11 protein-coding genes and 2 pseudogenes are annotated in these 12,476 nt (G+C 62.6%); 6 read left to right on the forward strand and 7 right to left on the reverse strand.

The annotated features are described in order from the left end of the window. Both AC1D2F_RS23330 and AC1D2F_RS23335 read left to right on the forward strand, forming a co-directional pair. On the forward strand, positions 1–443 hold a 443-nt coding region (locus AC1D2F_RS23330), incomplete at its 5' end, for a 3-oxoacid CoA-transferase subunit A (protein ID WP_476967856.1). Between the two features lies 1 nt (position 444). Beyond that, a complete protein-coding gene (locus AC1D2F_RS23335) occupies positions 445–1,146 on the forward strand; it encodes a 3-oxoacid CoA-transferase subunit B (RefSeq protein ID WP_476967857.1) in 702 nt (233 codons plus the stop codon). Positions 1,147–1,477: 331 nt separating this feature from the next. Here AC1D2F_RS23335 and AC1D2F_RS23340 read toward each other — a convergent pair whose 3' ends face one another. Together AC1D2F_RS23340 and AC1D2F_RS23345 are read right to left on the reverse strand one after the other, a co-directional pair. Then, entirely contained in the window at positions 1,478–2,008 is a 531-nt protein-coding gene (locus AC1D2F_RS23340; protein WP_476967858.1) for a GNAT family N-acetyltransferase, read from the reverse strand. 84 nt (positions 2,009–2,092) lie between these two features. After that, a complete protein-coding gene (locus tag AC1D2F_RS23345) occupies positions 2,093–2,581 on the reverse strand; it encodes a winged helix-turn-helix transcriptional regulator (protein ID WP_476967859.1) in 489 nt (162 codons plus the stop codon). 406 nt (positions 2,582–2,987) lie between these two features. Here AC1D2F_RS23345 and AC1D2F_RS23350 point away from each other — a divergent pair, with 406 nt between their 5' ends. After that, the gene (locus AC1D2F_RS23350; RefSeq protein WP_476967860.1) at positions 2,988–3,512 is read left to right on the forward strand and encodes a PaaI family thioesterase; all 525 of its coding nucleotides are present in this window, start codon (positions 2,988–2,990) and stop codon (positions 3,510–3,512) included. Positions 3,513–3,586: 74 nt separating this feature from the next. Next, positions 3,587–4,507, forward strand: a complete 921-nt coding sequence (locus AC1D2F_RS23355) for an SLAC1 family transporter (RefSeq protein WP_476967862.1) — start codon at positions 3,587–3,589, stop codon at positions 4,505–4,507. A 1,159-nt stretch (positions 4,508–5,666) separates the two neighbouring features. On the opposite strand, the pseudogene AC1D2F_RS23360 reads toward AC1D2F_RS23355, so the two are convergent. From AC1D2F_RS23360 to AC1D2F_RS23380, 5 genes and pseudogenes are all read right to left on the reverse strand, one after another. Further along, positions 5,667–6,456 (reverse strand): annotated as a pseudogene (locus AC1D2F_RS23360) (alcohol dehydrogenase catalytic domain-containing protein); the annotation flags it as partial. A 146-nt stretch (positions 6,457–6,602) separates the two neighbouring features. Next, entirely contained in the window at positions 6,603–7,988 is a 1,386-nt protein-coding gene (locus AC1D2F_RS23365; RefSeq protein WP_476967861.1) for an MFS transporter, read from the reverse strand. 95 nt (positions 7,989–8,083) lie between these two features. Next, positions 8,084–9,322: an NAD(P)/FAD-dependent oxidoreductase gene (locus AC1D2F_RS23370; protein WP_364744744.1), complete on the reverse strand. Its 1,239-nt coding sequence runs from the start codon at positions 9,320–9,322 to the stop codon at positions 8,084–8,086. A gap of 16 nt (positions 9,323–9,338) precedes the next feature. Continuing rightward, entirely contained in the window at positions 9,339–9,662 is a 324-nt protein-coding gene (locus tag AC1D2F_RS23375; RefSeq protein ID WP_229994182.1) for a 2Fe-2S iron-sulfur cluster-binding protein, read from the reverse strand. Positions 9,663–9,690: 28 nt separating this feature from the next. After that, the gene (locus AC1D2F_RS23380) at positions 9,691–10,986 is read right to left on the reverse strand and encodes a cytochrome P450 (protein ID WP_364744747.1); all 1,296 of its coding nucleotides are present in this window, start codon (positions 10,984–10,986) and stop codon (positions 9,691–9,693) included. Between the two features lie 115 nt (positions 10,987–11,101). Here AC1D2F_RS23380 and AC1D2F_RS23385 point away from each other — a divergent pair, with 115 nt between their 5' ends. Both AC1D2F_RS23385 and AC1D2F_RS23390 read left to right on the forward strand, forming a co-directional pair. Continuing rightward, on the forward strand, positions 11,102–12,013 hold the full coding sequence (locus AC1D2F_RS23385) for a LysR substrate-binding domain-containing protein (protein WP_229994184.1): 912 nt from the start codon (positions 11,102–11,104) through the stop codon (positions 12,011–12,013). 67 nt (positions 12,014–12,080) lie between these two features. Continuing rightward, positions 12,081–12,476 (forward strand): annotated as a pseudogene (locus AC1D2F_RS23390) (fumarylacetoacetate hydrolase family protein); the annotation flags it as partial.

Genomic DNA, 12,476 nt, shown 5'->3' on the forward strand with positions numbered 1-12,476 from the left:
TGATCTGCTCTTTCCCGCGGCAGTCCGACTCCTGGCACTTCGACGCCAAATACCGTGCCGGCGAGATCGAACTCGAGCTGGTCCCGCAGGGGAACCTCGCTGAGCGGATCCGTGCCGCCGGCGCCGGGATCGGCGGTTTCTTCACACCCACCGGTTACGGCACCATGCTCGCCGAAGGCAAGGAAACCCGCTTCCTGGACGGCAAGTGGCAGGTGTTCGAGACCCCCATCCACGCCGACGTCGCCCTGATCAAGGCCCTCACGGCGGACGGCCGGGGCAATCTCGTCTACCGTAAAACCGCGCGGAACTTCGGCCCCATCATGGCCGCCGCCGCGAAACACACCATCGCCCAGGTCTCCGGGATCGTCCCCACCGGCGGCCTGGACCCGGAAAACATCGTGACCCCCGGCATCTACGTCAACAGCATTGTGAAGGTGGCCTGAGATGAGCATCCCAACCAATGACCAGAGTCTGCGGACCGGCAACCAGGCTGATCTCCAGACGTCCGGCAAGCCGCTGGGCCGTGACGATCTCGCCCGCCTCGTGGCCCGCGACATCGCCCCCGGATCGTTCGTGAACCTCGGAATCGGCCAGCCCACCTTGGTTTCGAACTACCTCGAGCCGGAGCAGAACATCACGCTCCACACCGAAAACGGCATGCTCGGCATGGGCCCGGAGGCCACCGGGGACCAGATCGACGGCGACCTCATCAACGCCGGCAAGATCCCCGTGACCGAGCTTCCCGGGGCGTCCTACTTCCACCACGCTGACTCCTTCGCCATCATGCGCGGCGGACACCTGGACATCTGCGTCCTGGGCGCCTTCCAGGTCTCGGCCACCGGCGACCTCGCCAACTGGCACACCGGGGCCCCGGACGCGATCCCCGCCGTCGGCGGCGCCATGGACCTCGCCACCGGCGCCAAGGACGTCTTCGTCATGATGACGCTCCTGACCCGCGACGGCGTGTCCAAACTCGTCGAGGCGTGCACTTACCCGCTCACCGGGATCGGCTGCGTGACCCGCGTCTACACGGACAAGGCCGTCTTCCTGACCGGCCCCGGCGGCGTCCAGGTGCGGGAGACCTTCGGCTGCACGCTCGAGGAACTCCAGACACTGGTGCCCGTCCCCCTCAAGGCGACGGTCTAGCTATTTTCGGCATTCCATACCGGCATCAGAGCGTAATCGCGTCCTGTATCTCCAAATTGGCCTTCAAGGTCGGAGGTACCCTGTCAGTGCATTGGGATGCCCGAAGCTGCCTGAGCCAAGGCGCTCCGGGCTGAGTGGATTCGTCTTATTGCCCAGGGAAACCGTCTACCAGTACATGCGTCACGCCAAGTTGGGGTGAAGCACTCTCCTGCCGGCGCCGTAGTTGCGCCGTTGCCCCGCCGCCGTAGCTTACGAAAGGTCCACTATCGTGGTTCGAGCGAGACGAAAAGCTCATGTCAGAGTTGGACCTTTTCTGCCGACGGCCGGACCTCTATTCCTGGCCGAGAACGGACGGGAGCCGGTCCTTCATAGGCTGAAGCTGTTTTGCAAAGCAGATCGACGTCGGGATGGCGTCCTCGTAGGGAGGATAAGTTGGTATCTGCCGGTATCCAAGTTTCCCGTAAAAGGCTTCAGCTTCCGGCTGCTTGCCCCCGGTTTGCAGGATAACGCGACGGGCGCCGGCACCGGCGGCAATCCTCTCGAGTTCAGCCATGAGTACGGTCGCAGCGCCCATACCTCGGGCTGCAGGGTCTGTAATGACCCGTTTGACCTCCCACTCCCCATCTAACCGGCGGAGAGCACCGTGCCCTATGGCTTCACCTACGGTATTAAGTACCAGGACGCTGGCGATGAAATCTTGCGGTGGTACGGAGAGCGCTGTCTGCGCTGCTTCGGAAAGATGAGGTTCTTCTTCGGTAGCGTACCGGGCGAGGAGCTCGTCTGTTAGCAGATCCCGCAGACGGGTTGCTCTGGGGTCTTCAAAGTCAACTATTTGCAGTGTCTCTGCCGGATTCCCGGACATCTATCTGCTCCTGATGTGCGTCTTATCGATATTCCATGGTTTGCCGCTACAGGAGACGACCGCGGGGTGTTCCGTCGTCGCCCTTCAAATTTGTCGTTGCTGGTCCACCGGTATCGCGTCGGCCGTAGACACAAGCGGTCCCAGCATCAGACTGCCCAGTCTGAATTCCTCGCCGCATTCCGCGCAGGTCAGCACCGGTTTCAGGTCGGCCCCGCAACTGTGCCGGTAAGAGGCGCGGGGGGTCTCGTCGCGCATCCAGGTACTGCTCCACGCTGCGAGTGAGATGAGAATGGGAGCAATCTCGGCCCCGGAAATTGTGAGGTGGTACTCATGGCGCGGGGGGTGTTCGGAATATTGGACGCGCTCAATAACGCCATGGCTTTCGAGCGTCCGCAGCCGGCCTGTCAGGATGTCGCGGGAGGCGCCTGTGTTACGGGCTATCTGGTCGAATCGATGAACGCCCAGGGACATCTCCCGAAGGGCCAGCAGCGCCCACCGCTCTCCCAGCACCTCGAGCCCTGCTGCGATGAAGCATGCCCTGGGCGCATCCCTGGCCGTATCGGTTGGTGTCATGACTTACCTGCTTTCAGTGCTTTCTATAAGCATACAAGTTAGTTGGAAATTCAAACCGACTCAGCTAACCTGATTTTCGAAGGCTGCAGCAACCGCGTCGCCGCCCTGCCGAGATCAGGAGAATTCATGCCACTGCTGTCTGGTGCCGTCGCCCTTGTCACGGGTGCGAATGGAGGGCTCGGCCCCGAACTCGCGGAACAGGCCCTCGCCAGGGGCACGGCCAAGGTGTATGCGACAGCCCGCCACCTAAGGGAGATTACAAGGTCATCGTGGATGACATCACTGCCGGCGTGAAGCTTGGCCTCTCTGGTGCGATCTCCGATCTTTACCCGGCGCTGGCAGCCAACGCCCCGGCATGGCCCCGGCAAAGCCTGAAGACCTCCTAAGAACTCAGAGAGATACATTCATGACAAGCAACACCTCCGCAGAGCGCTCGGAGACCTTCACCTGGATGGACCCGGCAGTAGCTCTCCAACAGCTGCCACTACTGTCGGGTATGGACTACTTTTCCGGCCTCCGTAACGGCAGCATAGCCCCGCCGCCGATCGCATCCCTGATGAAATTCGATCTCGTCGAAGCTACACATGGCCACGTCGAATTCGAGTGTCGGCCGGGAGAAGCCCACTACAACCCCCTTGGAATGGTGCACGGCGGCCTAACATGCACACTCCTTGACACGGCCCTCGGCTGCGCAGCACACACCACCTTGGCAGCAGGCCTCGGCTACACCTCCATCGACCTGGCGGTGAAGTACCTGCGGCCCGTCACGCTCCGGAAGGGCGCCCTTCGAGCAGAGGGGTCAGTGGTGAAAGCTGGTTCGCGGCTCATCTTCACAGAAGGCCGCCTCAGCACCGCCGAAGGTGAACTCCTCGCCACCGCCACAAGCACACTCCTCGTCTTTCCCCACCAACCGGAGGCGCTGGCACCATGACACCTAGTGCCAGCACTGTTGCCCAGGCGCCTGTGGCGCAGAAACCTGTTCTGCTTCCGCACGCCGAGCCAGGGATGCATAAGTTGAGCCGGTTCGGCGTACCGTTGGGGCTTTCCGGCCTGGGCGGCGCCTGGTCCGCCGCAAGGGGCACCCTCGGATCCCCGGTATGGCCGGAGGAAACTCTCTACGGAGCAGCCACCGCCCTGTGGCTGGTCCTGACCGTCCTGTACGTGTTACGGGGCCTTCGGCGGAAAGGAACATTCCGTTCTGACCTCAAGCACGAGGTGGCAGGGCCTTTCGCATCCTTTATTCCACTCGTCGGGATCCTGCTTTCCTCCCACTACAGCCAGTATTTGCCGCCCTGGGGTGCCTGGCTGTGTGTGGCGTCCATCGCCGCGCTGGCCATCGTCGCCGCACAACTTCTCGCCCACTGGGTGACAGGCGGGGTATCGATGCAGTCCATCCATCCCGGCTACCTGCTGCCTGTCGTTGCCGGGTCCTTCGTTGCGAGCATCGGATTTGCAAGCCTCCACGTCCATGATGCGGCCATGGCTGCGTTTGGCGTCGGCGTATTCTTTTGGCTTGTCGTGGGCACCGTCGTCACCGTCCGGCTCATGACCGGAGGCGCGCTGGCACCAGCAGCCAAGACTGGACTGTCCGCATACCTGGCTGCGCCTGCAACGGCCAACATCGCCTGGATGGTGTCACACCCGGGACCCGTAGGGACCGTGCAACTCGGGCTCACCGGCGTGCTGGCAATCATGGCGCTAATGCAGGTCATGCTCCTCCCCCAATATCGCAAGCTGCCTTTCTCACCAGCGTTCTGGGTGTTTACGTTCCCCGTGGGCGCGACCACCAACTACGCCATCCGCTGGCTTGCCACAACTAACCTCCCCGGCTGGGAAATTTACGCCTGGACGATACTCGGGCTCGCAACAGCCTTCACCCTCGCCATTGCCGCCCGCACCGCGAAGACGGGAAGTGCCCGCGCATAGCCAGACGCGTCGGACGAGGTGAACGAAGGCGACTGACCGTCGATTAAGGTCGCAGGGCAAGAATGCACCAGCCACGGAGCGAGGGCATGATCTCGTCCCCCGTCTCGTATCCCTAGGGATACGAGACAACCGGGCAGCAGCCGAGAGCCGGCCTGACTGCCTCATACCCGCGGCGGGGCACCGAGAGCGACATGCAGCAGTGCTGAAACGCCTCCGTTTATCGCCGCAGATCACACCGCATCCCAGTCTCGTTGCGCTCCAAGAACCACTTCACGGGCACCGCGATCGAAGGGTTTATGGCCCAACCTGACATCGGACTCAATTCGTCACGTCCTCGAATAAAGCAGACGACAGCGTGGAGACTGTACACACCCTCTTTGCTAGGACAACAGCGCCGCACGGCGTACGCGGGTGTTCCTATGATCAGCCTCCCGGTGCTTCCTACAGCGCAATCGTCACAGTCATGTAGTCCCCGCTCCCCCGGTCCATGAATAGGTGTAGGCCACCACTGCCCACACCGACAAAACCGGAACGAGGAACCGCATAACCCCAGTCACAGCGCGCGGAAGGCCCACCAGCCAGGGACTTGAACCCGTCACCCCACACACGTGAACAAGCCACGCGGCGGCCAGGCCAAAGCCCGCACACCAACCGTCAGAGCGACGCGACCACAAGCTTTGTACACGTCAAAGCAAAATCGCCTCTGACGAGGGGGAATGCTGTGCCCGAGGTGGGACTCGAACCGGGTTCCACCCCTTGAATTTCCGCCACTCCCCCGAATATCTCCGCAATCCGGCCCAGTCCGGCACCAGTACGACCCGATCCGAAGCCCAGGGTGTGCACATTGTGCACACCCTCTTTCTGCCCATAATCTTCCCTGGTCCAGAAGTCTGTCGTGACGCTGCGGGCCACGACAGGTTCACGCTGTCCGTGATGGTGCTCCGCTCTGGCGTAATGTTCTCCGAACCGTCGGTGACGACTGCTACCAGACACCCAACGCGGCGGCATTGGACAGTTTGGGAGTCGACATGGGTCATGGCTGTTCGTCCCTCCTTTCCGAACATCTCATAATAGGCAAACGGTTACGTAGCCGCATGACCGACACTCACTGGCCGCCCCTTGTAGAAGTGGGGCACCCAAGGCTCCGCAGGCGCCGTTAGAAGGCCTGCTTTTGCGTTTTTGGAACGGCCGACGGCGTCAATCACCAGGTCCGCGCCGCTGCCCCGCAGTGCCGGATGGCCTCAATGGGATCTTCCCGGCTGGACGCCGTCGGTGGCGCCAAAGGACTTGGCCATCTCCACCTTGTTCGGGTCAATGTCAACGGCGACGATCGTGGTGGCGCCGGACAGCATGGCGCCAGCGATCGCGGCGATACCCACACCGCCGCAGCCGATGACGGCGACGGATTCGCGGCGCTTGACCTCACCGGTGTTGATGGCGGCACCGATGCCTGCCATCACTCCGCATCCGAGCAGCCCGACGGCTGCCGAATCACTGTCCTCTTCAACCTCGGTGCACGGCCCGGCAGCGACGACCTTCTTCTTCTCGGCGAAGGCGCCGATGCCGAGGGCGGGCGAGAGCTCCGTGCCGTGCTCGAGGGTCATCTGTCCGCAGCGTTGTGGGTGTTTAAGCAAGACTGCGGCTGGCCTTGGCGCACGCCCGGCATTCACGGCACACCGTCCGCCAGTTCAGAATCACGCGGTCGCCGGGGGCCACCTCGTTGGCGTCCGGTCCGACGGCGCTGACCACACCGCTGGCCTCGTTGCCCAACAGGATGGGCAAATCGTCAGTGATTCCGCCCTGCTTGTAGTGCGGGTCCATTTGGCAGACGCCGCAGGTGAGAATGTCCACCAGGGCCTCTCCAACCCGGGATCCGGCACCAGGATAGTCTCCACCGACATCGGCGCATTCTTTTCCCTGGCTACAGCTGTCCTAACCCGGTGTGCCATGATTAGCTGCCCTTCTTCCGTCCGCCGTGCAGCAAGCCATTGTGGTCTTCAAGTCTTGTGCTTCATTGTTGCCGGCTCGACGCTGTCATCCGCCGCGCTTGGGGCCAGGGCCTTGTCAGCTACCCCGGCCCCAAATGACGGCGTGATCAGTTGGTGCGAATGAGCTCATTTGGAACGTCCGCGGTGCGCCGGTCAAAGACGAGGGCTCCAACTTCCTGTTCGGCCTGATTCCGGATGGAAAGGTCGATACCTGAGCGGTCCCGCACCAGTGAGACGGCCACAAGAGAGATGAGGGTCATCCCGACCAGGTACAGGGAAACGGCATCGGTTCCGCCTGTGGCCTGTACCAATGCTGTGGCTATAGTCGGGGCAAAGGCGCCGCCCAGGATCGCTCCCAAAGCGTAGGAGATGGAGACACCCGAGAAACGCACCGAGGCAGGGAACATTTCCGAGTACAGGGCAGCCTGCGGGCCATACGCCAGTCCCAGACCGACGGTAAATATGGTCAGCGCCAGATAGAGCATCGCCAAGGACCCTGTGTTGATCAGCCAGAAGAGCGGGAAGCAGGCCAGCAGCTGGGCGCCGAAGCCTATGAAGTAGGTGCGCTTGCGGCCAATCCTGTCCGAGAGGTATCCGGCGAGGTAGGTGAAGACGAGCMAGATAGCAGAACCGTAAGCGACTGCAACGAGCACGTCAGTGCGTCCGTGACCGACAGCGGGGCTGGTCGCGTAGCTGGGGATGAAGCCGCCCGTTGCCATGTAGCCTGCAGCGTTGTTGCCCGCGAAGATCAGGGCGGCGATGATTACGAGGAGTCCGTGGCGCCGGAATAGCTCCACGATTGGTGTCCTGGGCTGTTTCTTGGCTGCAGCGATTTCCTGGAATACAGGGGATTCGTCCACCGCGCGGCGTACGAAGTAGCCCACGGCAACGAGAACGATACTCAGCAGGAAGGGTACCCGCCATCCCCATTCGAGGAAGGCTGCCCCGGGGGAAACTACACCGGTCATGAGTGCTGTGACGCCGGAGGCCAGCAGCAGTCCCAGTGGAACGCCCAGTTGCGGGAACGCCCCGGCCCGTCCGCGGCGGTCGCTGGGGGCGTGCTCGACTGCCATCAGGACGGCGCCTCCCCATTCACCGCCGGCGGAGATGCCTTGCAGGATCCTCAGCAGCAGGAGCATGACCGGGGCGATGATACCGGCGGTCGCGTAGGTCGGCAGGAGGCCGATCAGGGTGGTTGCGACGCCCATGAGGATCAGGGTCAGCACAAGCATGGCGCGGCGGCCGATCCTGTCGCCGTAGTGGCCGGCCAGGAAGGCGCCGAGGGGTCGGAAGAGGAAGCTGATGCCGACGGAGGCGAATGACAACAGCAGTCCGATGGAGGAGCCGGCTGGTTCGAAGAACAGCTGGGCGAAGACCAGGCCGGCGGCCGTGGCGTAGATGAAGAAGTCGTACCATTCAACGGTGGTGCCGATGACGGTTGCAAAGGCGACGCGACGTTGGTTCGCCTTCGAACTGTGTGTGTACATGCTCATGGTTCTCCAGTTGGTTTAAGAGCTGTACCCAGAGAGGAAACCCTGGGGCATCAAACTTTGCTGCCGATTTTTTGGGCGGAGACTGGTAATCCGTGTCAGGCCACTACTGGCACTAACGGGGTGCTGGCAGCTGCCTTCAGGGTGAACCCCTCGGTTTCTGCCTGGGCGCGGGTGATGCCTGCGCCGGCGACGAGTAGTTTGCGGGCAGCCATATGGTCCGCGGTGACGTTGACCGATTCCACAGCCGTGAGGACGCCGTCCCTGAAGCAGAGGACGGAGAACTTTGCTGCCGCCTGGTCACCCACGACCAGCATGTCGTCGTCGGGTCGTGCGAGCCCTGCCATCTGCAGCCGGTAGGGGCCCTGTATGGACCAGAACCAGGGCAGCTCCGTGTAGGGGTGTACAGCCCCGAGAATGGTACGGGCGGCATGCCGGGCCTGATCGGTGGCATTCTGGACCGACTCCAGACGCAGACGGACCTGGGCGTGCGCGCTGGGGAAACTGGCGCAGTCGCCTATCGCCAGAACGGCAGGGTCCGCCGTGCGCAGCGTTTCATCGACAACGATGCCGTTGCTGGTTTCGAGGCCGGCGTCCGAGGCCAGGGTGTCGTTGGGCTGCACGCCGATGCCCACGAGGACCAGATCAGCAGGATATGACGCCCCTGTTGTTGACACTGCGGCTCCGACGCAGCCATCCGTGCCAGGCTCGAAGCGGTCGATGCCTTCGCCGAGACGCAGGTCGACACCTTGTGAGCGGTGAGCGGCTGCAAACCACTCCCCCATGACGGGGGTCAGTGCACGTCCCATCGGGCGAGGCGCGAATTCCAGGACGGTCACCTTGCATCCGTGGGCCAGGGCGGCGGCGGCAAATTCCAGTCCAATGAATCCGGCACCGATGATGACGACATTGCGGGCGGTGGGCAGCGCCCGGTGCAGCGCCTCTGCATCTGTCAGGGTTTTCAGTCCATGGATGCCGGACAGGGACGCGCCCGGACAGTTCAGCATCTTGTTTCGGGCGCCGGTCGCGAAGACGAGGTGGTCGTAGTCGAGTGAACCCTCGGTGAGCTTCACCTTCCGTTCGGCCAGGTCAATGGCGAGTGCCTGGACACCTTCATGGAGTGTGACGCTCTTGTCCTCAAAAAAGGATGCGCCGCGCAACGGCAAGGGAGCCGGTTCCTTGCCCGGGGCCAGGTAGTCCTTTGACAGCGGCGGACGCTGATAGGGCAGCCCGGATTCCTCAGCGATCACATGGATCTTGCCCGCATACCCCTCGGTCCTCAACGTATCGGCGACCTGCAGGCCGGCCTGTCCGCCGCCAATGATGACAACGCTCATGTCATTTTCCCCGCTTCTAGAGTTGGCCGGCAGGGATGTCGACGACAATCTCTGTGAGTTCTGCGTCGATTTTGATCTGGCATGCCAGACGGGATGTGTCCAACCGCTCGGCTGTGGCACAGTCGAGCATTTCGTCTTCATCGTCGCTGATTTCGGGCAGCGCCTGTGCATATTCCGGCCGCACGTAGACGTGGCATGTGGCGCACATGGCCTGCCCGCCGCATTCGCCGATGATGCCGTCAATGCCGTTGGTGACGGCGGCGCGCATCAGTGTTGTGCCCTCCTGGACCTGGAGGGTTTGCTGGGTGCCGTTTGGCTGAGTGTAGGTGACGGTGGGCATCGTTGCTCCTTGGTATTTGGTGGTGCTTCTAGTTCCAGGTGACGGGCAGGCTGGTCAGTCCGCGGAAGACCCAGCCATCCCAGCTTTCATTCCGCCGTTCATCTACGCGCAGCCCTGGGAAGCGCTTGTATGCCAGCGGTACCGCCACCTGGCCGATTGAAGTCTTTGCGGCCCAGTGCCCGGCGCAGAGGTGGACGCCGCTGCCGAAAGCGAGGTGGGGGCGCTTGGGCCGGTGGATGTCGAAGTCTGCAGCGGATTCTCCGAAGTGGGCGGCGTCGTGGTTGGCGGATGCAACGACCACGCCTATACCGGCGCCAGCGGGGATCCGGACCCCTTCGAGGACGGTTTCCCGGGTCGTTTCGCGCGGGTACATCCCGATCGGCGATTGCCATCTGACAGCTTCGTCAAACACCGAAGCCCACAATGCGGGGTTGGCTAGGACCTGCGCGCGTTGTTCGTGGTGGTTGCTGAGGGCCCAGACCATGTTGGTGACCATGTGCTGGGGCTCGTTCATTCCGCCGGAGATAGTCAGCTTGATGTTGGCGGTGACGTTGGAGGTTGGCAGCCCGCTGTTTGCGAATGCGGACACCATCGAGGCGTCCGGGTTCTGCCGGTAGTAGGGGATCAACTCCTCGAGCAAGCGGTCGGCCTCCTCGGTCGAGGAGTCACATCGGTCCCAGATCGACTGATCGTCCAGAACGTTTCCCATGCCAGCAATGAAGTCGTGGGACCAGCGGCGTACCTGATCGACCGAAACGTCCTTCAGCCCCAGCAGGTCAATGAGGTTCTGCGAGGCCACGGGCGCGGCGTAGTCCCGGTTCAGGTCTGCTTCCCGGGGACCGATCTCGGCGAACTTCTCAAGGTAGGTTTCGGCGTTGCGTTCAAAAACCGGTCCCCAGACTTCCTTGATGGACTTGGGACGAAGTACAGGATTTACGGGTGCCCGGTCTGCCGAATGCTCTGGATCGTCCTTGCGCAACATCGGCCGGGCTCCAACGGCCCGGGTCATCGTTGAGCCGGAGACGTTGGCGCTGAAGATTTCCTGATCCTGTTCCACCGTGTGGCAGCCGGCGTAGTTAGTGACGAGGAATTTGTTGAGCTGCGGAACCCAGGCGATCGGAGACTCCGCCCTCAGCCTGGCATAGGTCGGGTAGGGATCCGATGCAAGTTCAGCCACGTCAACCCAGTCAGCCACGGGGTAGTCGGCGGCGTCGTGCGAAGCGGTGGTGCGAGATTGATCGCTGCTGCCGCGCACCGATTCCGCGTCAACGCTTCGGGTCTCCGAGTTCCCGTGGAAGGGGCACTGTGGGGCTTGTGTCGTCATTGTGGTCCTACTCCTCCTGGCACGTCGTTGTGTAATCAGTGTCACAGCCAACCTTCTTCTAGTAAACTGTGAATATTAGTGGAAGTATTTCGATTCTTTAGGAGAAGAGATTTTCGTGCCTAAATTCACCTTTCGTCAGCTCGAACTCTTCGCCGCGCTGCCGGAACACACCACCCTGGGATCCGCGGCGCTACAGCTCCACATCTCCGAATCCGCGCTCTCGCACGCCATCAGCGAGCTTGAGGCAGCGTTGGGGGAACAACTGTGCATCCGGAGGAAGGCCCGGGGCATGCACCTGACGCCGACAGGGCGCCACTTCGCGAAGCGGGCCAAAGAACTGCTTCGCGAGGCCAGTGCACTGGCAGACGGATTGGGTGAGTTGCGCGGCGAGCTGAAGGGGCCGGTGTCGTTGGGTTGCTATACGGGCCTGGCAAGCAACGTCCTGCCCGCCGTGCTTGAAGGCATGGCCAACCTGCACCCCAAGATCGAAATCAGCATCACGGTAGGGGACCACTCAGACCTGCTGCCGGCGCTTGAAGATGGAACACTGGACACGGCCATCGTCTATGACATTGGCTTGCCAGCGGACGTGGAGCGCAGGGTCATCTACAAGACCGAAGTCATGGCCGTTCTGGGGGCCAACGATCCACTTGCTGAAGAAGACGACGTGGATCTCGCGGATCTGTCGGCCAAGCCACTCATCATGCTTAACACGGCCCCCAGCACGGAATATACACAGTTGATGTTCGCTCAGCGTGGACTCAAGCCAAGTGTGGGTGCAGTAGTCCCGCAAATCGATCTTGTCCGGGCAATGGTCGGGCGGGGGCTCGGCTATAGTCTCTTGATGTCGCGGCCCAACCAGATCCCGGTTTCCAGCGAGGGCAAGGGACTCGTGACCAGGCACCTTCGCCCCCGCGCCGGACAGACCTCTGTTGTTGCGGTCTGGCCAAAAGAAACGGCGCAAACTGCCCGGTCACTGGCTGTCATCCAATATGCAGTCGAGGTCCTGGACGCCATTGAACCCTGATAGCGACCGCCAGGTGCCAGAAAAATGAAGACCAAAGGGTTGATGCACGACGGCGATTCAGCGATAGCCGGGCGACGTCGTCGAGGTTGAAGGCAGCGCCGGCGGACTCACCGGCGCTGCCTGGACAACCGGCGGCTTGGTCACCCGGGTGGCGGAAGGCACGACGCCGTTCGCGGACTTCGGCGCCCGGCCCAAGACCGACGATCTGCCTCGGGAGGAAGCCTACGGTTCCCGTGAAGCCGCCGGCCTCGCCGCCGTCGGACCTATCCTGTCCCCGGAACTGAAGGCGAAGCTGGAAAGCGTCTGCACCGCCACCCTCTCCTCCCAGCTGCGCAAGCGAGGCCTGAACAACGTCAGCATCGACGGCCTGACCTCCACCCGGCCGGAGCAGCGGATCGTGGGCCTGGCCCGGACCCTGCGCTACGTCCCCAACCGCGAGGACCTCTTCAAGGCCCACGGCGGC

The organism is Arthrobacter sp. P1_B3, assembly GCF_056406615.1.

What these genes read in the sequence shown, in the direction of transcription:
- AC1D2F_RS23350 (WP_476967860.1), top strand. Translation starts at nt 2,988, where the DNA reads ATGACAAGCAACACCTCCGCAGAGCGCTCGGAGACCTTCACCTGGATG.
- AC1D2F_RS23370 (WP_364744744.1), bottom strand. Translation starts at nt 9,322, where the DNA reads ATGAGCGTTGTCATCATTGGCGGCGGACAGGCCGGCCTGCAGGTCGCC.
- AC1D2F_RS23340 (WP_476967858.1), bottom strand. Translation starts at nt 2,008, where the DNA reads ATGTCCGGGAATCCGGCAGAGACACTGCAAATAGTTGACTTTGAAGAC.
- AC1D2F_RS23380 (WP_364744747.1), bottom strand. Translation starts at nt 10,986, where the DNA reads ATGACGACACAAGCCCCACAGTGCCCCTTCCACGGGAACTCGGAGACC.
- AC1D2F_RS23375 (WP_229994182.1), bottom strand. Translation starts at nt 9,662, where the DNA reads ATGCCCACCGTCACCTACACTCAGCCAAACGGCACCCAGCAAACCCTC.
- AC1D2F_RS23345 (WP_476967859.1), bottom strand. Translation starts at nt 2,581, where the DNA reads ATGACACCAACCGATACGGCCAGGGATGCGCCCAGGGCATGCTTCATC.
- AC1D2F_RS23355 (WP_476967862.1), top strand. Translation starts at nt 3,587, where the DNA reads ATGCATAAGTTGAGCCGGTTCGGCGTACCGTTGGGGCTTTCCGGCCTG.
- AC1D2F_RS23335 (WP_476967857.1), top strand. Translation starts at nt 445, where the DNA reads ATGAGCATCCCAACCAATGACCAGAGTCTGCGGACCGGCAACCAGGCT.